Here is a 23,131-nt window from a genome sequence, read left to right as displayed (position 1 = left end):
ACGTCAAGGGGGCGCGGGTCCCGCCGGGAGGCGGCACCCGCGCCTTTGGCGTTTAAGGACGCTTTCAGCCATCCGGGACACAGCCGGTAACCTGCCAGATATGCCACATCCCTCACCAACCGTCCTCCCCGGCACCGCCGACCGGTCCCGCCACCTGTCGCAACCGGTCGGCGCGGGCATTGTGACGGCTTTGGTGGGCTTTACGTCCTCGTTCGCGGTGGTCCTGGCCGGGCTCCGGGCCGTGGGCGCCACGCCAGCCCAGGCGGCATCCGGGCTGCTGGCCCTCACACTGGTGTTCGGCGTCGGCGTGCTCTGGCTCTCCTGGCGGTCCAAGGTTCCGGTGACGCTCGCGTGGTCCACGCCGGGAGCTGCCCTGCTGGCCGGAGCCGGAACGGTCGACGGCGGGTGGCCGGCCGCCGTCGGAGCTTTCCTGGTGACCGGGGTGCTGATCGGCCTGACGGGGCTGATCCCGGCACTCGGCAGGCTGCTGGCGCGCATTCCCACGTCCCTGGCGCAGGCCATGCTGGCCGGCGTACTTCTGTCGCTATGCCTGGCGCCGTTCACCGCACTGGGAACCAACCCCCTACAGGCAGCTCCGGTCATCATCTGCTGGCTCCTGATGATGAAGTTCGCACCCCGCTGGTCCGTGCCCGCCTCCCTCGCAGTGGCCCTGGCCGTGATAGCCATCCATCTGTCCATGGGAGGCGCAGGGAAGCTGGAGGGCGGATACCTGCCCGCGCTCACGTGGACGGCTCCTGCGTTCAGCGTCCAGGCCATCGCCGGGATCGCCCTGCCGCTGTTCATCGTGACCATGGCGTCGCAGAACATCCCAGGGATCGCGGTGCTTAAGTCGTTTGGCTACACCACGCCTTGGGCGCCCTCCATGCTGGTGACCGGCGCCGGAACGATGCTCAGCGCACCGTTCGGCGGCCACGCCATGAACCTGGCCGCCCTCAGTGCTGCCCTCGCCGCCGGCTCCGAAGCGGGCGCGGACAGGAGCCGCCGCTGGATCGCGGCCTTCACTTCGGGCCTGGCCTACCTGGTGCTCGCGCTGTTTTCGGCAGCACTGGTGACGTTGGTCAGCGCCGCTCCGCCGGGCCTGCTGGAGGCAGTTGCGGGGCTGGCGCTGATCGGCACCCTGGCGGCTTCGGTGTCGTCCGCCCTGGCCGCGGCGGACGAGCGGATCGCCGCATCCGTGACATTCCTGGTTGCCGCCTCCGGCCTCAGCATCGCGGGCATCGGCGCCGCTTTTTGGGCGCTGGCAGCCGGCCTGCTGGTGCGCTGGCTACTCAAGGACCGCGGGACGCCAGACTGATGGTGAGTGCCGCCGTCGTGGGGCACTTTGGGCGGCGGAACCCGGGAAGCCAGCCATTTCGGCGGCGTGTCCGTGTCGAAGTGCCCCAGCTAGAGTGGGGCAGCAGGGTCCCTACGTGGCGACGGAGTCGACACGAAAGGGCCTGCCCCAATCTTTAGGACGGCTCGTGGTTCTGGCCTTCCCGGGCCAGGGCTGTCAGGCGGGACACGGCACGGTAGTACTTCTTGGTGTAGCCACCGTGCATCATCTCGTCGGTGAACAGTTGGTCGAAGGGGACCCCGCTGGCCAGGATGGGCACGTCCTTGTCATACAGCCGGTCGGCCAGCACCACAAAACGCAGAGCGACGGCCTGCTCGGTGATGGTTTCAACGTTGCGCCACACCACCCCGTCGATGCCGTCGATCAGCTGCCGGTAGCGGCTCGGGTGCACACCGGCGAGGTGGTTGATCAACGTGCTGAATTCGTCCTGCGCCACGGTCTTGCCGTCGAACTCGGCCTTCATCTGGGCGGCGAGCTCGCTGTTCTTCAGCGGCGACGGCGGCGTGGGCAGGCCGCGGTGGCGGAAATCCTCGCCGTCGATCCTGATGACGTCAAACTGGTCCGCGAGGACCTGGATTTCACGCTGGAAGTCGACGGCGGCAAACCGGCCGTCACCCAGTGAACCCGGAAGGGTGTTGGAGGTCGCAGCCAGTTTCACGCCGGCGTCGGCCAGTTCACGCATCAGCCGGGACATCAGCACGGTGTCGCCCGGATCATCGAGCTCAAACTCATCGATGCAGACCAGCTTGTAGTGGCTCAGGGCCTCCACCGTTTTGCGGAAGGAGAGGGCCCCCACCAGGTTGGTGTACTCCACAAACGTGCCGAAAGCCTTCGGCCCCGGGGCGGCGTGCCACAGGGATGCCAGGAGGTGGGTCTTGCCCACGCCGAAGCCGCCGTCAAGGTAGATGCCGGCGCGGGAGGTGTCTTTCTTGGCAAAAAGCTTCTTGAACAGCCCGCCGCCATTCCCGGCGCCCACTCCGTGCGCGAAACCCTCCAGTTCCCGGACGGCGTGGGCCTGGCTGGGCTGTTTGGGGTCCGGGCGGTAGCTGGCGAAGGAGACCTGGCCAAACCGCGGTGAAGGAAAAAAGCCCTTGAGGAGCTCATCCACCGAAACTGCCGGAGTGCGGGCGGCAAGCTGTTCGATCTGTACCAAGGTGGTCCGTTCTGCTGGTGGGTTGTCCCCAGAAAGGATACCGGCAATGCGGCACGGCTCCCCCGCCAAAGCACCGGCCTGCAACGGACGTGACGAAGGCCATATTTCCCTCTGTTAACGCAACAGCGGACTTCGCTCCCTGCCGTGGCTAGTGTTGGAGCAGGTTCCCAGCATCCTCCTGCAGGTCCGCCGTACGTTTCAATGAAAGGCCATCACCTTGTCCTACCCAGTTGAAGAGAACGAGAAGTTCGCCGCCTACGCCCGTCCCGAGCGCCTGGTTTCCACCGAATGGCTCGCCGCCGCCCTTGGAAGCGGCGCCGTGGCCGATGGAAAGCTGGTGGTAGTGGAGTCCGACGAGGACGTCCTGCTCTACGAGACCGGCCACATCCCCGGATCAGTCAAGATCGACTGGCACACCGACCTTAACGACGAAGTGACCCGCGACTACGTGGACGGTAAGGCTTTCGCCGCCCTGGCCGCAGCCAAGGGCATCTCCCGCGACAGCACCGTGGTCATCTACGGCGACAAGTCCAACTGGTGGGCCGCCTACGCCCTCTGGGTCTTCACCCTGTTCGGCCACGAAGACGTCAGGCTGCTGGACGGCGGCCGCGACAAGTGGATCGCCGAAGGCAGGGACCTGACCACCGAGACCTCCGCTCCGGCCTCCGGCGACTACCCGGTGGTGGAACGCAACGACTCTCCCATCCGCGCGTTCAAAGAGGACGTGCTGGCACACTTCGGCAAGCCGCTGATCGACGTCCGCTCCCCCGAGGAATACACGGGACAGCGCACCCACATGCCCGCCTACCCGGAAGAAGGCGCGCTGCGTGGCGGCCACATCCCCACGGCGGCGTCCATTCCCTGGGCCCGCGCCGCAGCGGCGGACGGAACGTACCGCAGCCGCGACGAGCTCGAGGCCCTGTACCTCGGCGAGGCCGGCCTGACCGCAGGCGATGACGTGGTTGCGTACTGCCGGATCGGCGAGCGTTCCAGCCACACCTGGTTCGCCCTCAAGTACCTGCTGGGCTTTGACACCGTCCGCAACTACGACGGCTCCTGGACCGAGTGGGGCAACGCCGTGCGCGTCCCCATCGTCAAGGGTGCTGAGCGCGGCTCCGTCCCGGCGTAAGCTGGAGTAGATGACTACTCATTCCTTGCCCGCCTCGCTGGCGGAAATCGTCGACGACTTCCAGGCGCTCACGGAACCCGAGCGGCTGCAGCTGCTGCTCGAGTTCTCGCGCGAACTGCCGGAGCTGCCGGACCGCCTGAAAGACCACCCCGAGCTCCTCGAGCAGGTGGTGGAATGCCAGTCGCCGCTGTTCCTGACCATTGAGACGGAAAAGCACGACGCCGGTTCGGCCGGCGCCATCCGGCTCTACTTCAAGGCGCCGCCCGAAGCCCCCACCACGCGGGGTTTCGCCGGTGTGCTCCACGAGGGACTCGACGGGCTCAGCGCAGCGGAAATCCTGGCGGTTCCCGACGACATGCCTGAACTGCTGGGCCTCACCCGGGCCATCACGCCGTTGCGGATGCGCGGCATGACGGCCATGCTGGGCCGCATCAAGCGCAAGGTCGCCGCCTCGTCCCGGCTGCACAGCTAGGCAGCACCTCACCTTATGGGGCGCAAAAGCACTTCCCAGGGAACGCCGGCCACCGCGGTTCTGACCGCGGCCGGCGTTCCCTTTGTGCTGCACCCGTATACCCACGATCCGTCCGCGGCAAGCTACGGAACGGAAGCTGCCGAAGTTCTCGGCGTGGACCCCGCCCGGGTGTTCAAGACGCTGATGGTGGAGGTGGAAGGCCGGCTGGCAGTAGGCGTTGTTCCGGTCAGCGGCAACCTGGACCTGAAGGCGTTCGCAGCTGCCCTGAACGCCAAGAAGGCCGCCATGGCGGATCCCCAGGCGGCCGAACGCCGGACCGGCTATGTGCTCGGCGGGATCTCGCCGCTGGGCCAGCGGCAGCCCTCACCCACTGTCATAGACAGCAGCGCCGTGGCCCTGGAGACAATACTGGTTTCGGGCGGCCGGCGGGGGTTGGACCTCGAACTGGCGCCCGCGGACCTCATCCGCCTGACGTCCGCCGTCACGGCCCCGATCGGTTCCGTCAAAGCCTAGGAAGCGCCCGTCCTCTACCCGGCAGATCCGGCCTGGCCGGGGTTGACCCTCGGCGCCAGCTGCTGCCGCAGCCACGCCTTGACCAGGCGCTCCCAGCGGGCAGGATCCACGTTCCATTCCTTCGTGTGACGGGCGTGGTTGAACGTCTCGAACGTCACCATTTCCGGGTTGCGCTCGGCCAGCAGGGCAGACGGGCCGTAGGGCACGTATTCATCGTCCACGCTGTGCACAATCAGGGTGGGCGTGCGCAGCTCAACAGCCCGTGAGACCCAGTCCATGGCCTTCAGGTCCACCGGTGCCGCGAGGCCCGTGAGCCTGCGCCCCAGCGGGTGGCCCAGCATCAGCTGGCCGTAGCGTCCCACCAGGGACGGGATCCTGTGGATCTCTGCGTGGTGGGCCAGGACGTTGACCCAGTTGATGACGGGGGCGTCCAGGACCATGGCCCGGATCAGGTGCCGGTACCTGGACAGATCCGCTGTCTGCAGGCAGATCGCGCCGCCCATGGACCAGCCGAAGAGGACAATCTCCTCGGCTCCATTCGCCAGTGCGTATTCGATCGCCGCCTCGATGTCACGCCATTCAGTGGACCCCAGGCCGTAGCGTCCGTCGTCCGCCGACGGCGCCAGGCCGTCGTTGCGGTACGAGACCAGCAGGCTGGTCAGTCCGAGTTCCAGGGCCGGGCCGACGGCCCGGAGGGCCTCCTGGCGGGTGGCGCCCCGGCCGTGGACCATCACCGCCCAGGTGCGTGAGGTGCCACCGGCACGGACAAGCCACGCCGGTGCCTGCCCGCCGTCCACCTCAATCAGTACGTCCTCGGCAGGCAGGCCGACGGCGGCAGGGTCAGGATGGATGGCGCCGCTCCACCAGCCGCGGTGGGCGGTGTTAAGGTCGCCGCTGTAGACGGCCTCGACTTCGCGGAGGACTGTGCGCTCTGCTGGTGAGTAGGAGACGATGGGGCCGATCCGGGCGTGGCCCTTGCCGCCGTCGAAAAACAGCCCGTACACACCGTCCACGGTGGTGTCCGGCGTGGCCGCCAGGATGACCTGCTGGCCCTCGCCTTCGCGGATCACGGCCAGCACTTCCTGGTCCGAGACCCTCCGCGGTGCGGGGGTGATCACCCGCCGCGCAAAGTACAGGGCCAGGGCTGAGGAGCCGGTGGCAAGCAGCCCGGCCAGGGCCCCGCCGCCGATGACACCGCCGATGGCCCACTTGGCCCGAAGCGACATCCCGCCGTCGGCAGCAGGGACCGGGGCGGCCGTTGGGGAAAGGGTCCGTGTAGAAGAAGCCATGGGTCCATTCTTACTGCCAATGGCCCGCCGGCCATATTCCGCTGCCCGGCCGCCGGGCAGCGCACGGCGGGCCGCACCGGGGCAAATGGATGCAGCGGCAGAGGCGCAGGACTAGGCTGTTGGCATGAGCGATCCCATCGTCATCCTGACCGAAGAACCCCTGGGCGCGGACGACCGCGTCAACATAGAACGGCTGGTGAACGGGTCGGACTCGCGCCTTGTGGTGCTGGTGCCGGCCAACACGGAACGCCACCTGGTGGTGGACTTCCTGGAGCATCTGTCGCTGCTGGAAATTTCCAAGGCTTTCCGGGAACTGACCAGCCGCGCCCCGGATCCGGCATCTGAACGCGCGGAAGCGGCCGAGACGCTGGCCGTGTCACTGGCCGCCCTCGAAGGACTGGGTGCCGGCGTGACCGGCGAGGTGGTGGACGGCGGTGCCGTCAAGGGCCTGGTGGCCAAGGTCAAGGAACTTGGGGTGACGCAGGCTGTGGTGGTCACCCGCCCGCACGCCGTGTCGGACACATTCCACACCGACTGGGCCAGCAAGGCGCAGGACCAGCTCGGCATTCCCGTCCTGCACCTTTATGCGGGCTCGGGATTTATCGGTGACTCCTGAGCGTTGAACAGGCCATGAGCATCTTCGGAAACAAGATATTTGGCAACAAGGCGACGGACTCCACCCAGGACCTGCTGCCCGCGGACCACCCTGCCGGCAGCGCCGGAAAGTCGGACGCCGAGTGGCGGCAGGAGCTCACTCCCGAGGAGTACCACGTGCTTCGCCAGGCCGGAACCGAACGGCCCTTCACCGGCGAGTACTGGGACACCCACACCGCCGGCGTGTATCAGTGCCGGGCCTGCGGCGCCGAGCTTTTCACGAGCAACGAGAAATTCGATTCGCACTGTGGCTGGCCGTCCTTCTGGGCCCCGCTGGCGGAGGGCACGGTCCGCTACATCCACGACCGGACGCTGGGCATGGAGCGTGTCGAGGTGCGCTGCGCCACCTGCGATTCGCACCTGGGCCACGTGTTCGAAGGCGAGGGGTACGGAACGCCCACTGACCAGCGCTTCTGCATCAACTCAGTCTCGCTGAAGCTGGTCCCCCGCGGGGACGTGCAGGAGCAGGAGACCGCCGGGTCCTGATTGCCGGAAGCGCCGGGCCAGGCACCGCCCACGCTGGACCTGGACGCGCTGTGGTGGCACTTGAGCTTGAGAGTTTCTTATGCTCAGCCATATTTCGAGTTAGGAAATCTGGTTGCTTGCTACGCTCGCCGTAGACGCCCAAGCCACCAGAAAGGCAGCCTCAGATGACCGAAACCGTGATCATTGCCCCCGCCAGGATTTCCGCCGACAATCCAGGCTGGCTCCGGCTCAAGGCTGCCGCCTCCTCACTCCAGCTGCTCCAGGTCCAGGACGGATCCGTCCCCGACCGGGACGCGCATCCGGCCGCCGCGGGCCATGTTGCCGCGATCGTTGAGTCCATTGAGGAACTGGCTCCCCGGTTCCCCCACGACGCCGCCTACCTCGAGGCAGTCACCGCCGATTTCCGGGACTGGGCCACAGCCGGCTTCGGCGTACCGGATTTCCTGGCTTCGCTCCTTGTCTTCCAGCCGCAGGAACAGCGCGAGGACGGCCTCCAGCACCTGGTGGTCTTCCCCATGTACACCCAGAACGGCAGCAGCAGCCGGCTGGTGGAGGCCGTGCTGATCGACGTCATCTGGCCGGAATTCATCGCCGCGCTGGAGGCCGGGGATTACTCCAACCGGCTTTTTGTGCCGATCCGCTTCCTGGACTTCACGGCCGGGTACAACACCAACTCGGCCGTGCTGTTCCCGGAGACCGTTGCCGTCCGCGCGACTCCCACCTTCACCTGGGGCGCCATCTTCGCGGACCGTGAGGCGGCCAGGTTCCGCCGCGTCCTGCGGGCCGCTGCGGACATCACCTCCCTCGAGCTGCCCGCAGGTGCCGCGGAGCTGCTGGAGGACCAGGAACTGGCAGAGGCGGCGTTCGTGATGTGGGACCTGATCCACGACCGGACCCACATGCGCGGCGACCTGCCCTTTGACCCGTTCATGATCAAGCAGCGCATGCCGTTCTTCCTCTACTCGCTCGAAGAGCTCCGCTGCGACCTCACGGCCTTCCGCGAATCGGTGCGGATTGAAAAGGACAACGACGCCGGCCCCGAAGCCCGCCGTCACGCGAAGCTGGTCCAGTACGCCATCATCTTCGACCGGATCTTCCGCTTCGCCATCACCGGCAGCCGGGTCCGCAACTACGACGGCCTGGGCGGCCAGTTGCTGTTCGCCTGGCTGCACCAGCAGCACGTGCTCCACTGGACCGACAGCAGGCTCAGCATCGACTGGGACCGGGTGGCCGAGTCCGTCATCGCCCTCGGCGCACGGATCGATGAGCTGTACTGGCGCTCCATCGACCGGCCCAAAACGGCGCACTGGCTCGCGGCCTACCAGCTGATCTCCGGTACGGTCACCCCCAACCCGGCGTCAGTCTGGGCCAAGGGCCCGGACGCCCTGCCCCTGTCCGGGCCACCGCGCGGCCTCACGGACCAGGTGCTGGACGACGAATTCCCGCTGTCCATGTTCTACGAGGCCCTGGAGAAGAAAATGCGCCCCATCATTGAATCCACCGCCGGCATCACCGGCAGCTCCACCCTGTGAGGCAAACCGAAGCAGTGAAAACTGCCGGCGCACCGGAGGCGGCGGCAGCCCTGAATGTGCTGGTCACCGGCGGCAGCGGCGCCTCCGGCGTCGCCGTGGCGGGTGCGCTCCGACGCGCCGGACACCTGGTCTTCACCGTCGGCTCGGACCGGGCCCGCATCGAGGATGCGGCAAGGAAAGCGGGCGACGGCGTCACACCGCTCGTGTGCGACCTCGCGGACCTCTCCGCCGTGCACGCCCTCCGGGAGTCCCTGGCGGGCACCACCGGGCGGATGGACGCCGTCATCCACCTGGTGGGCGGCTGGCGCGGCGCGAAGGGCATTGCAGACCAGGACGACGCCGACTGGGACTTCCTGGAGCGCGGCGCCATCACGACGCTCCGGAACGTGTCCCGCGTCTTCTACGACGACATCGCCGCCTCCGGAACCGGCAGGTTCGCCATGGTCTCCTCCACCGCCGTGGACAGGCCCACTGCGGCGACGGCCAGCTACGTGGCCGTGAAAGCCGCCGCCGAAACCTGGACCATGGCCATGGCGGAAGGCTTCGGCCGGCCCGCGCCCGGCGCTGAGGGCCACAGCGCTGCCCCGGGGAGCGCCGCCGTCGTACTTGTGGTCAAGGCGCTGGTGGATGCGGACCTGCGCAGGGCGCATCCCGAACGGAAGTTTCCCGGCGCCACCGACGTCGAAGACCTTGCCGCCGCCGTCGTTGGCCTGTTCAGCCAGCCTGCCGCCGAGCTGAACGGCCGCAGGCTGCTGCTGGCCACCTGACCTCCCTAGACTGAAAGCGTGAACAAAGCGATGACAACAACAGCCGAATCCGGCACGCACACCGCCGGCCGCCTCCATGACCCGTCCGTCCGCGGGTTCGCGTCGGACAACTACTCAGGGGTCCACCCCGAGGTCCTGGCCGCCCTCGCGGCAGCCAACGACGGCCACCAGGTCTCCTACGGCGAGGACGACTACACGGCGCGGCTGCACGAACTCCTGGAGGACCACTTCGGGGCCGGCATCGAAAGCTTCCCGGTGTTCAACGGAACCGGCGCCAACGTCCTGTCCCTCCAGTCGCTGCTCCCCCGCTGGGGCGCCGTCATCTGCGCCTCCACCGCCCACATCAACATGGATGAGAACGGCGCGCCGGAACGGATCGGCGGGATCAAGCTCCTGCACGTCCCCACCCCGGACGGGAAACTGACACCCGAACTCATCGACCGCGAAGCCTGGGGCTGGGGCGACGAACACCGCGCCCAGCCACTGGCCGTCTCCATCACCCAGACCACCGAACTGGGCACGTGCTACACGCCGGCCGAGGTCCGGGCCATCGCAGACCACGCCCATGCACGGGGCATGAAGCTCCACATGGACGGCGCCCGGCTGGCCAACGCCGCGGCCCACCTCCAGGTGCCGCTGCGGGCATTCACGCGCGACGCCGGGGTGGACATCCTCTCCTTCGGCGGCACCAAGAACGGGCTGCTGTTCGGCGAGGTGGTGGTGGCCCTGAACCCCGAGGCTGCCCACGGCCTGGTCTACCTGCGCAAGATGAACATGCAGCTGGCGTCGAAGATGCGGTTTATGTCCGCACAGTTCATCGCCCTGCTCGAAGATGGCCTCTGGCTCCGTTCGGCGTCGCACGCCAACGCGATGGCGGCCCGCCTGCGCGCGGCGGTGGACACGATCGAGGGCGTGCAGCCCACCCAGAACACCGAATCCAACGGAGTGTTCGCCGTCCTGCCCGAAGGCGTGGCTGACAAACTTCGGGAATCCTTCCGGTTCTATGACTGGAACGAAGCGGCCCGGGAAGTCCGGTGGATGTGCTCGTTCGACACAAGCGAGGAGGACATCGATGACTTCGTGGCCGCGATCCGCAACGAGCTGGCCGCCTACAACGCCGGTAAAACCATCACGTAGCATGGGGCGGCGGACGGCGAGCCTGCACAGCCTGTCCGCCGCCGTTGCGTAACCTGCGAAGGTGAACGCACTCGCCCAGGTTCCCCCGGAGTTTCTCCACGCCTTGGGAACCCTCAGGAAAGCACAATGCCGCAGCGAACTGCGGCTTGCCGAGATTCCGGCACCGGCACGCCTGGCGCCCTTTGCCGTGGCGCTCGGAGCGGAGGTCATGGCCTCCGGCTCCGCGGGTGCCACCACCCCCGTCCATGGACCTGCCGCAATGGCCCTCGCCGCGGCGGCCGGCACTGAAGACGACGAGGACACCGAGCTGGCCACCGGCCGGTTCATCCTGCTGCACGATCCCGACGGCTCGGCCGTCTGGGACGGGGAGTTCCGGATCGTGACCTATATCCGGGCACAGCTGGAGCCCGAAATGGGCAACGACGAAATGCTGGGAACAGTCGCCTGGACCTGGCTGGTGGAGGCCCTCGAAAACCACAAGGCCCCCTACCGCGCCGCAGGCGGCACCGCTACCCGGGTCCTCTCGGAGAGCTTCGGAACCCTTGCCGGCCGGCCCGGGTCGATCGACATCGAGCTGCGCGCGTCCTGGACTCCGGCGTCGTCCGACGTCACGGCCCACCTGGAAGCGTGGTCGGACATGGTCTGTACATTCGCCGGCCTGCCGCCGCTGCCGGACGGGGTATCGCCGCTGCCGAACCGGCGCCGGAACTAGACCGGAATCCCTGAACCCCCTTGTCGGTAAACTGAAGGCACCATGACCCCTCACATTCCGGATAACACCACAGCCGGCGCTCCGGCTGCTGACACCACTCCCCACATCACGGTGGACGGCTTCGACAGCCCCATCCCCGTGGTCATAGACCTTGACGCACCGCGCGACGGCGTCCCCCTGGTGATCGAAACCCAGTCAGGGCTGGAGCGCTGCGCCGCTGCCATCGCCGCCGGCACCGGGCCCGCAGGCGTGGATGCCGAGCGCGCCTCCGGCTTCCGGTACGGCCAGCGCGCCTTCCTGGTCCAGATCCGGCGCGAAGGCTCCGGCACCTGGCTGATCGATCCCGAGCCCTTCGAAAACCTGGACATCATCAACGACGCCCTCCAGGGCGTGGAATGGATCCTGCACGCGGCCAGCCAGGACCTGCCGTGCCTGTCGGAACTGGGCATGTGGCCGGACAGGCTCTTTGACACCGAACTCGCTGCACGGCTGGCAGGCCTCCCCCGCGTCGGCCTTGCCGCGGTGATCGAGCAGCTGCTGGGTTTCGGCCTGGCCAAGGAACATTCCGCCGCCGACTGGTCCACCCGTCCCCTGCCAGAACCCTGGTTGCGCTACGCCGCCCTGGACGTTGAAGTCCTTACCGAACTGCGTGAGGAACTCATCGAACTGCTGGAGGCGGACGGCAAGCTCGAATACGCGGAGCAGGAATTCGCAGCCATCCTCGAGGCCGGCGTGGCCCCGCCCCGGGTTGACCCGTGGCGCAAGACCTCCGGCCTGCACCAGATCCGCGACCGCCGCCAGCTCGCCGCAGTCCGCGAGCTGTGGCTGGAGCGTGATTCACTGGCCCAGAAGCGGGACGTGGCACCAGGCTGGCTCATCCCCGATTCCGCCCTCGTCTCAGCCGCGAAAGCGATGCCTTCCACCGTTCCCCAGCTGCTCGGCACCAAGGGTTTCCACGGCAGGGCGGCCCAGCGCGAGGCTCCGCGCTGGCTCCGCTGCATCGCGGCTGCCCGCGATCTGACGGACCTGCCCCCGCTGCACCTGCCCACCAACGCCCCGCCCCCGCCCCGGGTGTGGGCCGACCGGGATCCCGAGGCTGCCGCACGGCTCGCCACGGCACGGCCGCTCCTGCAGGAGAAGGCGGAGGAAACAAACCTTCCGCTGGAGAACCTGCTGACGCCCGACTACCTGCGCCGCATCGCGTGGCGTCCGCCGGCAGAGATCAGCGAAGAAACGGTTGCCGGGGAACTCCGCTCCCTGGGTGCCCGGGAATGGCAGGTTGGACTGGTCGCTCCGCTCATCACGGCGGCGTTCCTGGACCGCCAGCCCTTGCCGCCCAAGGAGCCCAAGGCAGCCCCGGCCGCCGAGTAAACGCCTCCTTGCCGAGCCTTGCACACTAAGTTACTGGCGAGTAACATAGGGTGCACTGCCGTCCGGAACAGTGCTGCCCTTTGGGCGCTGACCGGCGCCAACGTCTCGATGAGGAGTTATACGTGAGCCACCACGGAAGCAGCGGAAATCCGCGCACTGTCCGCGACGTCGTTTTTGTTGACGGCGTCCGCACACCCTTCGGCCGGGCCGGCGAGAAAGGCATCTACGCCGGAACCCGGGCTGATGACCTGATGGTCAAATGCATCCGCGAGCTCCTTCGCCGCAATCCGTCGCTGCCTGCCGAACGCGTGGACGAGGTGGCCGTCGCCGCCACCACCCAGACCGGGGACCAGGGCCTGACCCTGGGACGCACCGCGGCGCTCCTGGCCGGCCTCCCCCGCTCTGTCCCCGGATTCGCCATCGACCGCATGTGCGCCGGCGCCATGACCGCTGTGACCACCACGGCCAGCGGCATCGGCTTCGGCGCCTACGACGTCGTGATTGCCGGCGGCGTGGAGCACATGGGCAACCACCCGATGGGCTCCGGCGCCGACCCCAATCCGCGCTTTATGTCCGAGCGCCTGGTGGATCCTGCCGCACTCAACATGGGCAACACGGCCGAGAACCTGCACGACCGTTTCCCGGCCATCACCAAGGACCGCACGGACGCGTACGCCGTCGCCTCGCAGGACAAACTGGCCGCCGCCTACGGCAACGGCCAGATCCAGCCCGACCTGGTGCCCGTGGCCACGCTCAAGCAGGGCGAAGGCTGGACCCTGAACAGCGTTGACGAGCCGCCACGGCCCGGCACCACGCTCGAGGACCTGGCCGCCCTCCGCACGCCGTTCCGGGCCCACGGCCGGGTCACGGCAGGAAACGCCGCCGGCCTGAACGACGGCGCCACCGCCGCCCTCCTTGCTTCCTCAGAAGCGGCCGCGGAGCTCGGCCTGCCCGTCAAGATGCGGCTGGTCAGCTACGCCTATGCGGGCGTCGAACCTGAAGTCATGGGCATCGGCCCGGTGCCGGCCACCGAGAAGGCCCTGAAGAACGCCGGACTCAGCATCGATGACATCGGCCTCTTCGAAATCAACGAGGCTTTTGCCGTGCAGGTCCTGAGCTTCCTGGACCACTTCGGGATTTCCGACGACGATCCCCGGGTCAACCGGTACGGCGGTGCGATCGCGGTGGGCCACCCCCTGGCATCCTCCGGCGTGCGGCTGATGAACCAGCTGGCACGGCAGTTCCAGGAGGATCCCTCCGTCCGGTACGGCATCACCACGATGTGCATCGGCCTGGGCATGGGCGCCACGGTCATCTGGGAAAACCCGCGTCACTCGGAATACACGGGCTACAGCGGCGCCACCGGTACCACCGCCCGCCAGCACGCCGACGCCGCCACCGAAGGAGCCGCAGCATGAGCGCCGCCGATTTCTCCACGTTTGCCGAACTCTTCCCGCACGAAACCGTGACGCACTCCTACGTCCGGGACATCGCGCTCCCGGCGACGCCCGGCACATCCAGCCCCGGCACCTTCGCACTGGTCACCCTGGACAACGGCCTCGACCACTCCAAACCCACCACCCTGGGCCCCAACACCCTGGTGGAACTGGGCGCCGTCCTGGAGGGACTGAAGGAACGTGCCGCCCGCGGCGAAATCGTGGGCGTGGGCGTGACCGGCAAGCCGTACTTCCTCGTCGCCGGCGCGGACCTTTCAGCCGTGAAGTCGCTGGAGAAGCGCGAGCATGGCCTGTGGATGGCGCAGCTCGGACACGACGTCTACGCCACCCTGGCCAACCTTGGCGTTCCCAGCTTCGCGTTCATCAACGGCGTTGCCCTCGGCGGCGGCCTGGAGATCGCCTTACAGTCCACGTACCGCACCGTATCCACCGGTGCCGGCTCGCTGGCCTTGCCGGAAGCTGCACTCGGGCTGGTCCCCGGCTGGGGCGGGGTATACATCCTGCCGCGCCTTATTGGACCGGAGGCCGCGGTCAAGGTCATGATCGAGAACCCGCTGGGCAACAACCGGACCCTCAACGGACCCGAGGCTTTCCGGCTGGGCATCGCCGACGCCCTGTTCGAACCCGCGGACTTCCTGGAGCAGTCCCTCGCCTGGGCGGCCAGGGTCATCACCGGAGAGGTGGTCCCGGAGCGGGCCAACGCCGTCGACCCCGCCGATCCCGGCGTCGCCGGACGGTGGTCCGCGGCTGTCGCCGCTGGCCGGACCGTCGTGGAGGCCAAGACCTCCAACGCCTCCCCGGCCCCGGCCAGGGTCCTGGACATTCTCGAGGCCAACCGCACCATGTCCCAGGCCGAATCAGCTGCCCTCGAGTGCGAAACACTCGCCGGGCTGATGCAGACCGACGAATTCCGGGCCACGGTGTACGCGTTCCTGGACCTCGTCCAGAAACGTTCCAAGCGCCCGGCCGGCGCCCCGGACCGTAAACTGGCCCGCCCGGTCACCAAGGTCGGCGTCGTGGGCGCGGGGCTCATGGCCAGCCAGCTGGCCCTGCTGTTCGCGCGTCAGCTCAAGGTCCCCGTGGTGATGACGGACATCGACCAGGCCCGGGTGGATAAGGGCGTGGGCTACGTCCATGCCGAGGTGGACAAGCTCCTGGCGAAGAAGCGGATCAGCCAGGACGCCGCCAACCGGACCAAGGCACTGGTGACAGGATCGGTCTCCAAGGAAGCCTTCGCGGACGCCGACTTTGTCATTGAGGCCGTCTTCGAAGAGCTGAACGTCAAGAAGCAGGTGTTCGCCGAGGTGGAGGCGATTGTCCGGCCGGACTGCATCCTGGCCACCAACACGTCCTCGCTCTCCGTGACCGCCATGGCCGCTGACCTCGAACACCCGGAACGGCTGGTCGGCTTCCACTTCTTCAACCCGGTAGCTGTGATGCCGTTGCTGGAAATCGTGCGCGCGCCCAGGACCGACGACGCCGTCCTGGCCACCGCTTTTGAGCTCGCCAGGGGGCTGAAGAAAACGGCCGTCCTGGTCAAGGATGCCCCCGCGTTTGTGGTGAACAGGATCCTGCTGCGGCTGATGGGTGAAGTCACCGCAGCCTTTGATGAAGGCACCCCCGCCGACGTTGCCGACACCGCCCTGCGGCCCATGGGCCTGCCGATGACCCCGTTCACGCTGGGCGCCATGGTGGGACTGCCCGTGGCGCAGCACGTCCAGGAGTCCCTGAACGCAGCCTTCGGCGACCGCTTTGCGGTGTCCGCCAACCTGAAGAAGCTGATCGACAACGGCGTGAAAGCTCTCTGGTCCCCGGCGGCCGACGGCTCCCAGGAGATCCCGGAGTCCACCTTGTCGCTGATGTCCTTCGGCACGTCTCCGTCCACCGGGGATGATGTGCTGCGCCGTGTCCAGGATGCCCTGGCCGAGGAAATCGGGCTGATGCTGGATGAGGGCGTGGTGGCCGGTCCTGAAGACATCGACCTCTGCATGATCCTGGGCGCGGGCTGGCCCATGTTCCTCGGCGGCATCACGCCGTACCTGGACCGCGTGGGGGCGTCGGAGCGGGTCAACGGCAGGCGCTTCCTCGCGCCGGGAATCGCTTCCGGCCCATCGGTATCGGTGAGCGCGAACCCGGCCAGCCAGGAACCGGTCAACAGTTAGGGAATCCGCCAGCGGCTGGAAACCCAGCCGCTGGCGGAATCAGCCGGCGCTCTGCAGCCGGCCGGAGTCCAGGTGCACCAGCCGGTGCGCGATGGACCGGGCGTAGTCGTGGTCGTGCGTGACCAGCACGACGGCGGTGCCCTCCGCGGCGGCCTGCCGCACCACCCGGTCCAGCACCGCCAGTCCATGCCCGTCCAAGGCAACGGTGGGCTCGTCCAGGGCGAGGACAGCCGGGCGGCGGGCCAGGACAGTGGCCAGCGCAAGCAGGCGCTGCTGCGACGCCGGAAGTTCCGCCGGGTGCCGGCCGGCGAGATGCTCCAGGCCGACGGCGTCGAGGGCCTGCCGTGCTGCCCGGTCCGCGGCCACGCCATGGTCATTGGCCGTAGGGCGGCCGAGTGCCGCCGAAAGCCGGCGCCGCCGGTGCCGGTCCAGGCCGAAGCGGACTTCCCGCTCCACGGTCCGCTCAAACAGCTGGTCCCGGGGCTGCTGGAACAGGAGCCCGACCTCGCCGGACACACGCCCCGCGGGCTGCCCGCCGATGTTCCGCCCGTTGACCAGGACGCTGCCGGCCGTGGGCCGGAGCAGGCCGTTAAGGTGCCGCAGCAGCGTGGACTTTCCGGCGCCGTTGGATCCGGTGACGGCCACAATCTCGCCTGCCGCGACGGACAGGCTGAGGCCGTCCAGGACGGGTGCGGCGGCTTCCGGCGTGGCCGGTGCCCATGCCCGCCGCCGCTTGCCTTCGTAAGCAAACGAGACGTGCCTCAGTTCCAGGGCGGGCGGGCCGGATACCGGCGCAGCGCACACCGGCGGCAGGATGCCGGATCCGGCGGTCTGCCGGGGGCAAACCACACCGGCCGCCTCCAGCACCCCGGCAGCGGAGACCTCCGCCGGCGTGCCCGCCATTGCCGCCGTGCCGCCGGTGAGCAGCAGCCAGGAATCGGCGTCGAGCAGCAGGTCATCGGCCCGCTGGCTCAGGACCACGACGGCGGTGCCGTCCTTCACGAGGTTCCGCACCAGGTCCGCGAGGTCCTCCGCCCCCGACCGGTCGAGGGATGCAAACGGTTCGTCCATCACCAGGACGGCGGGGCCTGAAATGACGGCGCATCCGATGGCCAGGCGCCGCAGCTGCCCGCCGGAAAGGGTCGCGGGATCCTTGTCCAGCAGGTGGGCCAGACTGGTCTGTGATGCCGTACGCCGGACAGCTTCGGCCATGGCGGCCCGTTCCACTCCGGCGTTTTCGAGCCCAAACGCCAATTCTTCGGCCACAGTTGCCCGGACGGTGGACAGGGCCGCCGCGGCGTCCTGGGGCACAAAGCCCACGCTGCGGCCCCAGCTGCCGGGGTTGATGCGCGGATCAGCGGCCCCTCCGGTGAACCGCAGCCTGGTGCCGCCCAGGTCAAGGAACCCGGTCAGGGTCCCGCCGGCGCCGGGAAGCAGCCAGCCGGCGAGCAGGCGTCCCAGGGTTGATTTGCCACTGCCGGAACCGCCCAGCACTGCTGTCAGCGTGCCGGCGGCGAGGGACAGGTCAACGCCGTCAAGGACAGGCGCCGCGTCGCCGGGGTACGTGAACGATTCAATCCCGGCGGCCAGCGCGGGGGTGGTCAGTTCCGCCATCCTCAAGCACCCGCCGTCGGCTGCCAGAGGCGGACAGCGATTGCCGCGGCGGCCGCGAGCAGGAGGACCGGGCGCAGCCGGCGCTGCAGGGGCGGATCCGGAACCTCCCGGTAACTGGTCCGGGCCCCGGAATTTCCGAAGCCGCGGGCCTCCAGGGCTGCCGCGCGGGTACCGGCCTCCTCCACCAGCGACAGGACCAGCGGAATGGCCTGCCACCGGAAAGCGGCCAGCCGCCGGAAGACGCCGCCGGTGATCACCAGGCCGCGGGCTTCCTGTGCCTGCCGGATCCGCGCCAGGCGTGTGCTGATGGCCGGCAGCAGGGTCAGGGTGGAGGCGAGCACAAAGGCGAACCGGGCGTGGACGCCGCGGGCGGACAGGGCAGCCACCAGGTCCGGGACGCTGATGGTGAAGGAACACAGCAGCAGCACCAGCACTGATGCTGAGAGCTGGGCAGTCCGCTCCAGGGCGAAGCGCAGCCCTTCAGCAGTGACCCTGGCCGGGCCCCACTGCGCCAGGACGGACGTGCCTTCGGGAAAGAAGAGTCCATGCAGGATGAACAGCGAGAGCACCAGGGGAACCAGTATCCCGGCCGCTGCCGGAGCCATCCGGCGTCCTGCTCCCCCGGCGGCGGCCAGGAATGCCGCACCGGCGATCACCGTGAGCGACAGCGGCAGGCTCGCGGCCGCCGTCGTGATGACTGCCGTGCTGCCGGCAGCCGTCAGCGACGTGAAGGGATGGAGGCGCATCAGGGGCGGGTCAGGAATCCTGGCCGGTGGAATGGACCGTGGACCGGACCGTGGTGCGGCCGGCGGGCAGGCCCTTGGACTGGCCAGCCCCGGCCAGCACGCGGTGGCGCCCGACAAAGGGGAACTGCTGGCGGGTGCGGCGCGGCAGGGCATAGACCAGGACGGCCACCAGCGTGAAGACGATGGCTTTGTCCATGGGGTCGGAGATCAGCGCCTGCTTGGTGATGGCGGCAAGCAGGGTGTCCCCCATGGAGCGGAACGCGCTCACGATGGCGCCGGTGGCCAGGCCGGACGTGCCGCCAAAGACAAACGCCGCGATGGGGGCGGAGACCACACCGCCGATGATGCCGGCCAGGAAGCCCGCCACCGGGGCAAGGTAGAACCGTCGGAACAGGCCATACCGCGCGGCGAGGCCGGCCACGCAGCCAATCAGGGCGGCACCGGCGGCGAACGGCAGGACGGTCGGGTTGAAGAAAGACCACACGATGCTGCTGAGTGCGCCTGTGGCGGCCCCCGCGGCGGGTCCGGCGAGGACGGCGATCAGCACCGTACCGATGGCGTCCAGGTAGAAGGGCACCAGCGTGCTGCCGACGAACTGGCCGAGCACGATATTGAGCACCAGGGCCACGGGAATCAGGACCAGCGTGGAGACGGGAAGGGTGGGAAGAACGGCCACAATCAGCAGGACGGCGCCCGCCAGGAACCCGGAGAGTGCAATCAGGGCCGACGCGCTGCCCGGCCCGCCGGTGATGTCGGCGGGCTGGTTGAGGACCAGGTAGATGTACGTGCCGGCGATGGCCAGGGCACCGAGGATTTCCAGCAGGCGGCGCTTCCGTGCGGCTGCCGGCGTCGGGGATTCCAGGGTGAGGGAGGGCGATGACATGGCGTTCCTTCGAAGGTTCGTAGCTTGCCCGGTAAGCCCGGGCGGGGCGGAACGCCGCCTATGTCACCTCGGCGGCAGCCGGCAGGAGTGGCCGGCCGGTCCGCATCCAGTCTACCGGGCGGCCATACGTCGAAGCCTCTGTTCCGGCGTGGACCCGCGCCTGCCATAGACTCACGGGACGGCCCGCCAACGCCCGCCGTGCCGCTGTTGACCTCACGAAAGACGGATGCATGCCCCACTACGACCTGGCCATCATCGGCTCCGGCTCCGGCAATTCACTGATCACTCCGTTCTGGGACGACAAGAGGGTGGCAATGATCGACGGCGGGGTGTTCGGCGGCACGTGCCTGAACGTCGGGTGCATCCCCACCAAGATGTTTGTGTATCCGGCCGGGCTGGCTGCCACGCCCCGGGAAGCCGGACGCCTCGGGGTGGACCTGAGCCTGGACAAGGTGCACTGGAATGACGTGCGGGACAGGATCTTCGGCCGGATCGATTCGATTTCCGAGTCCGGCCGGCGGTATCGGGCGGATGAACTCGACAACGTGGACCTATACCAGGAACACGTACGGTTCACGGGTCCCCGGACGCTCGTCACCGACACAGCCGTGGAGCTCACCGCGGACCGGGTGGTGGTGGCCGCCGGCTCACGCGCCGTGCTCCCCGACGTCCCGGGGATCGGACTGCCGCAGGTGCACACCTCCGACACGGTGATGCGCATTGATGGCCTGCCGGAGAGGGTGGTGATCGTCGGCGGCGGCTACATCGCGGCGGAGTTCGCCGCTGTCTTCCATGGCTTCGGCGCCGCCGTCACCCAGGTGAACCGTTCCCGGCGGCTGCTGCGCGGCAACGACCGGGAGATCGCCGGGCGATTCGCGGAGGCTGCCGCCAGCCGCTGGCGGCTGGAGTTGGGCTATGCGCCCCAGGCCGTGGAGGACAACGGTGACGGCTCAGTCACCGTGGTGTTCTCGGACGACGGCGGCAGGCCGCTGCGTGTGGCCGCGGACATTGTCCTGATGGCCACCGGGCGGGTGCCGAACACCGACCGGCTGGGCGTGGACGCTGCCGGCTTTGACCTGAATGAGGACAGCACCCTCTCCGTGGACGGCAACCTCAGGGTCCTCGCCGGCGGCAAGCCTGTGGAGGGTGTGTACGCCCTGGGCGACATCGCGAACAGCTACCAGCTCAAGCACGTCGCCAACCGGGAAGCCCGGGTGGTGGCGCACAACCTTGAACACCCGGACCGGTTACGGTCCATCGCCTACACGGCCGTGCCGTTTGCCGTGTTCTCCAATCCGCAGGTGGCCTCGGTGGGCCTGACGGAGGAGGACGCCAGGTCGCAGGCAGCGGCGGGGACGGAGATTGTGACGGCGGTCCAGGACTACGGCAGCACGGCCTACGGCTGGGCCATGGAGGACGAGGAAGGCGTGGTCAAGCTGGTGGCGGAAAAGTCCACCGGGCGCCTGCTCGGCGCGCACATCATGGGCCACGAAGCTTCCATCCTCATCCAGCCGCTGGTCCAGGCGATGGCCACGGACGTGCCGGTCCAGACGCTGGCGCGCGGTCCTTACTGGATCCACCCGGCGCTGACTGAGGTGGTGGAGAACGCCCTGCTGGCCCTGGACGTGGACGTGCCTGACAACGCCCCGCTGTAGGGCTGGCGGGTGAGTGCCGGTGGGACGCTTAGCGCAGCCGCGCGGCGAGGCCGCCGACGGACCGGATGAGTTCCCCGAAGGCCTGTTCGGGCTTGTTGTCCGAGACGATCCGGGCGTTGGGCGGGTGCTTCCACAGGTTCCGGTAATCGGCCACGGTGGTCCCCATCAGCAGGGTCGAGTCAACCTCGACGTCCACGGTGGCCAGGCGGGTTGCGTAATCGAGCGTCCCGGCGGCCACACCGGCCGCGAAGTAATCGTGGACGTGCGCCACGTAGCCCTGGCCGTAGAGGCGGTGAAACTCGAAGTAGAAGCGCAGGGCATCGGACAGGTGCCGCACCAGCGGACTGTCGGCCGTGCTTCGAAGCCCTTCAGGCTGCTTCGGCAGGACCAGCTCCCGCTCACTGCAGCCGGCCGCCTCGGCGAGCCGCAGCACATGCTCGGGCCGCAGCTCGATCCGCTCCGTGGTGTCCAGTGAACAGACAATGGGCAGCCGGTCCAGGGGCAAGCCGCGGTAGGCCGCATAAACTTCCTTGGCCGCCTGCGGATCAACGTGCGTATTCCATTCGGCGGTGGGCGTGGTGTTGCCCTGGTGGTAGAAGCTGCCGCCCATGATCACCACCTTGCCCAGCAGTTCGGGCAGCCTCGGTTCGCGCCGGATGGCCAGGGCAAAGTTGGTCAGCGGCGCCGTGATCAGTGCCGTCAGCTCTCCCGGGTGGGCCCGTGCCGCCTCCACCCAGACGTCGGCGGCGTGCCGGTCCGAGACGGTCCCGGACGGCGCAGGCAGGACGGCGTAGCCAATGCCCTGGGGTCCGTGGGTTTCCGGCGTGGTCACCAGCGGGATGGACAGTGGAACGTCCGCGCCGACGGCGACCTCCACCCCGGTGCGTCCGCACAGCTCCAGCATGGCGAGGGTGTTCCGCGCCACCTGGTGCGCATCAACGTTTCCCGGGGATGCCGTCACGGCCACGAACTCCACGTCCGGCAACGACGACAGATACGCCAGCGCCAGGGCGTCGTCGATCCCGGTATCCACGTCCAGCAGGAGCCTGGTCATCGGTGCAGCCCCCTAGAAGAGTGCGACTTTGGGGACTTTGGGGAAAATGTCATCCAGCTCGGCAAGCTCCTGGGGCGTCGGCACCCATGCCACCGCCTCCGCGTTCTGCCGGATCTGTTCGGGCCTGGTGGCCCCGGCGATCACGCTGCTGACGGACGGCTGGGCGGCGAGCCAGGAGAACGCCACCTGGATCTCGGACAGGCCGCGCTGGTCGGCGAAGGCGCTGAACCGCTTGAGCTGGCCCCAGTCGGCGTCGTGCACCAGGTGGGTGCGGGTGTGGCTCAGGCGCGTCCCCTCGGGCGCCGTGTCCGGCGAGTATTTTCCGGTGAGGAGCCCGTTGGCCAGCGGGAAGTAGGGCAGGACGCCAAGGCCGTACGCTTCGGCTGCCGGTGTGACTTCCTGCTCGGCGCGCCTGTCCAGCAGGTTGTAGTGGTTCTGCGTGGAAATGAACCGTGTGCCGCCGGCGGCGCGTGCCACGAACTCAGCCTCGGCGATCTGCCAGCCGGCGCGGTTGGAGTGGCCGATGTACCGGACTTTTCCGCTGCTGACCAGGTCATCAAGGGCGGACAGCGTTTCGTCGATCGGTGTCAGCGGGTCCGGAGTGTGGAACTGGTAAAGGTCGATCCAGTCGGTGCCCAGCCGCCGCAGCGACGCCTCCGCGGCCCGGATGATGTAGCTGCGCGAGCCCCGGGCGCCGAAGTCGCGGCCGTTGGCCCCGCGCATGTCCATCCCGAACTTGGTGGCCACCACGGCTTCATCCCGCCGGCCGGCCAGGGCCTTCCCCAGCATGGTTTCGCTCAGCCCGGGTTCGCGCCCGTAGGTGTCGGCCACGTCGAACAGCGTCACGCCGGCGTCGAGGGCTGCATGGACGACGGCGTCAGTGGCCTCCTGGGACTCGGTGGCCGTATGGGCCCGGCCCAGGTTGTTGCAGCCCAGTCCCACCACGGAGACGGTGAGGCCGGAGTTTCCGAGGCGTCGGTATTCAGTCATG

21 protein-coding genes are annotated in these 23,131 nt (G+C 68.5%); 14 read left to right on the top strand and 7 right to left on the bottom strand.

Annotation, left to right across the window (positions count from 1 at the left end):
• Positions 1-100 precede the first annotated feature (100 nt).
• Positions 101-1,315: a benzoate/H(+) symporter BenE family transporter gene (locus EYS21_RS16310; protein ID WP_131134297.1), complete on the top strand. Its 1,215-nt coding sequence runs from the start codon at positions 101-103 to the stop codon at positions 1,313-1,315.
• Between the two features lie 154 nt (positions 1,316-1,469).
• On the opposite strand, the gene zapE is transcribed toward EYS21_RS16310, so the two are convergent.
• A complete protein-coding gene (gene zapE / locus EYS21_RS16305; RefSeq protein ID WP_131134296.1) occupies positions 1,470-2,507 on the bottom strand; it encodes a cell division protein ZapE in 1,038 nt (345 codons plus the stop codon).
• 217 nt (positions 2,508-2,724) lie between these two features.
• On the opposite strand from zapE, the gene EYS21_RS16300 reads away from it, so the two are divergent.
• From EYS21_RS16300 to ybaK, 3 genes are read left to right on the top strand one after another with little or no spacing between them, the layout of a single operon-like run.
• Positions 2,725-3,636, top strand: a complete 912-nt coding sequence (locus EYS21_RS16300) for a sulfurtransferase (RefSeq protein WP_131134295.1) — start codon at positions 2,725-2,727, stop codon at positions 3,634-3,636.
• 10 nt (positions 3,637-3,646) lie between these two features.
• Positions 3,647-4,108 (top strand): SufE family protein, encoded by a 462-nt coding sequence (locus EYS21_RS16295; RefSeq protein ID WP_131134294.1) that lies wholly within the window; start codon positions 3,647-3,649, stop codon positions 4,106-4,108.
• A gap of 15 nt (positions 4,109-4,123) precedes the next feature.
• Complete coding sequence (gene ybaK / locus EYS21_RS16290; RefSeq protein WP_131134293.1) at positions 4,124-4,621, top strand: Cys-tRNA(Pro) deacylase; 498 nt, start codon at positions 4,124-4,126, stop codon at positions 4,619-4,621.
• 14 nt (positions 4,622-4,635) lie between these two features.
• Here the strand turns inward: ybaK and EYS21_RS16285 are convergent, their stop codons facing one another.
• Positions 4,636-5,910 carry an alpha/beta fold hydrolase gene (locus tag EYS21_RS16285; RefSeq protein ID WP_131134292.1) on the bottom strand — a complete coding sequence of 425 codons (1,275 nt, stop codon included), beginning with the start codon at positions 5,908-5,910 and terminating at the stop codon, positions 4,636-4,638.
• 124 nt (positions 5,911-6,034) lie between these two features.
• On the opposite strand from EYS21_RS16285, the gene EYS21_RS16280 reads away from it, so the two are divergent.
• From EYS21_RS16280 to EYS21_RS16240, 9 genes are all read left to right on the top strand, one after another.
• Positions 6,035-6,526 (top strand): hypothetical protein, encoded by a 492-nt coding sequence (locus tag EYS21_RS16280; protein ID WP_131134291.1) that lies wholly within the window; start codon positions 6,035-6,037, stop codon positions 6,524-6,526.
• Between the two features lie 14 nt (positions 6,527-6,540).
• Positions 6,541-7,050 (top strand): peptide-methionine (R)-S-oxide reductase MsrB, encoded by a 510-nt coding sequence (gene msrB / locus EYS21_RS16275; RefSeq protein ID WP_207307796.1) that lies wholly within the window; start codon positions 6,541-6,543, stop codon positions 7,048-7,050.
• A 164-nt stretch (positions 7,051-7,214) separates the two neighbouring features.
• Positions 7,215-8,582, top strand: coding sequence for a DUF6421 family protein (locus EYS21_RS16270; protein ID WP_131134290.1), 1,368 nt, complete (start codon positions 7,215-7,217; stop codon positions 8,580-8,582).
• A gap of 14 nt (positions 8,583-8,596) precedes the next feature.
• A complete protein-coding gene (locus EYS21_RS16265) occupies positions 8,597-9,349 on the top strand; it encodes an SDR family oxidoreductase (RefSeq protein WP_131134289.1) in 753 nt (250 codons plus the stop codon).
• A 30-nt stretch (positions 9,350-9,379) separates the two neighbouring features.
• Positions 9,380-10,486 carry a low specificity L-threonine aldolase gene (locus EYS21_RS16260; protein ID WP_131134418.1) on the top strand — a complete coding sequence of 369 codons (1,107 nt, stop codon included), beginning with the start codon at positions 9,380-9,382 and terminating at the stop codon, positions 10,484-10,486.
• Positions 10,487-10,547: 61 nt separating this feature from the next.
• Complete coding sequence (locus tag EYS21_RS16255) at positions 10,548-11,198, top strand: DUF3000 domain-containing protein (protein WP_131134288.1); 651 nt, start codon at positions 10,548-10,550, stop codon at positions 11,196-11,198.
• 42 nt (positions 11,199-11,240) lie between these two features.
• The gene (locus EYS21_RS16250) at positions 11,241-12,569 is read left to right on the top strand and encodes an HRDC domain-containing protein (RefSeq protein ID WP_131134287.1); all 1,329 of its coding nucleotides are present in this window, start codon (positions 11,241-11,243) and stop codon (positions 12,567-12,569) included.
• A 122-nt stretch (positions 12,570-12,691) separates the two neighbouring features.
• Positions 12,692-13,987: a thiolase family protein gene (locus EYS21_RS16245; RefSeq protein WP_131134286.1), complete on the top strand. Its 1,296-nt coding sequence runs from the start codon at positions 12,692-12,694 to the stop codon at positions 13,985-13,987.
• Entirely contained in the window at positions 13,984-16,188 is a 2,205-nt protein-coding gene (locus EYS21_RS16240) for a 3-hydroxyacyl-CoA dehydrogenase NAD-binding domain-containing protein (protein ID WP_131134285.1), read from the top strand. Before EYS21_RS16245 ends, EYS21_RS16240 begins: the two co-directional genes overlap by 4 nt.
• Before the next feature lie 39 nt (positions 16,189-16,227).
• Here EYS21_RS16240 and EYS21_RS16235 read toward each other — a convergent pair whose 3' ends face one another.
• The 3 genes from EYS21_RS16235 to EYS21_RS16225 are packed head-to-tail and all read right to left on the bottom strand — an operon-like array spanning position 16,228 to position 19,431.
• On the bottom strand, positions 16,228-17,802 hold the full coding sequence (locus EYS21_RS16235; protein ID WP_131134284.1) for an ABC transporter ATP-binding protein: 1,575 nt from the start codon (positions 17,800-17,802) through the stop codon (positions 16,228-16,230).
• A gap of 2 nt (positions 17,803-17,804) precedes the next feature.
• Positions 17,805-18,548, bottom strand: a complete 744-nt coding sequence (locus tag EYS21_RS16230; protein WP_131134283.1) for an energy-coupling factor transporter transmembrane component T — start codon at positions 18,546-18,548, stop codon at positions 17,805-17,807.
• A gap of 10 nt (positions 18,549-18,558) precedes the next feature.
• The gene (locus tag EYS21_RS16225) at positions 18,559-19,431 is read right to left on the bottom strand and encodes an ECF transporter S component (protein WP_131134282.1); all 873 of its coding nucleotides are present in this window, start codon (positions 19,429-19,431) and stop codon (positions 18,559-18,561) included.
• A 230-nt stretch (positions 19,432-19,661) separates the two neighbouring features.
• On the opposite strand from EYS21_RS16225, the gene EYS21_RS16220 reads away from it, so the two are divergent.
• Entirely contained in the window at positions 19,662-21,086 is a 1,425-nt protein-coding gene (locus tag EYS21_RS16220) for a mycothione reductase (protein WP_131134281.1), read from the top strand.
• A 28-nt stretch (positions 21,087-21,114) separates the two neighbouring features.
• On the opposite strand, the gene EYS21_RS16215 is transcribed toward EYS21_RS16220, so the two are convergent.
• Together EYS21_RS16215 and EYS21_RS16210 are read right to left on the bottom strand one after the other, a co-directional pair.
• On the bottom strand, positions 21,115-22,140 hold the full coding sequence (locus EYS21_RS16215) for a nucleoside hydrolase (RefSeq protein WP_131134280.1): 1,026 nt from the start codon (positions 22,138-22,140) through the stop codon (positions 21,115-21,117).
• A gap of 12 nt (positions 22,141-22,152) precedes the next feature.
• Positions 22,153-23,130, bottom strand: a complete 978-nt coding sequence (locus tag EYS21_RS16210; RefSeq protein ID WP_131134279.1) for an aldo/keto reductase — start codon at positions 23,128-23,130, stop codon at positions 22,153-22,155.
• Position 23,131: the final 1 nt, after the last annotated feature.

This window comes from Arthrobacter sp. S39 (assembly GCF_004320525.1).
In the GTDB taxonomy this organism is placed as follows: domain Bacteria; phylum Actinomycetota; class Actinomycetes; order Actinomycetales; family Micrococcaceae; genus Arthrobacter.
This window is presented reverse-complemented; position numbering and strand designations above follow the sequence as displayed.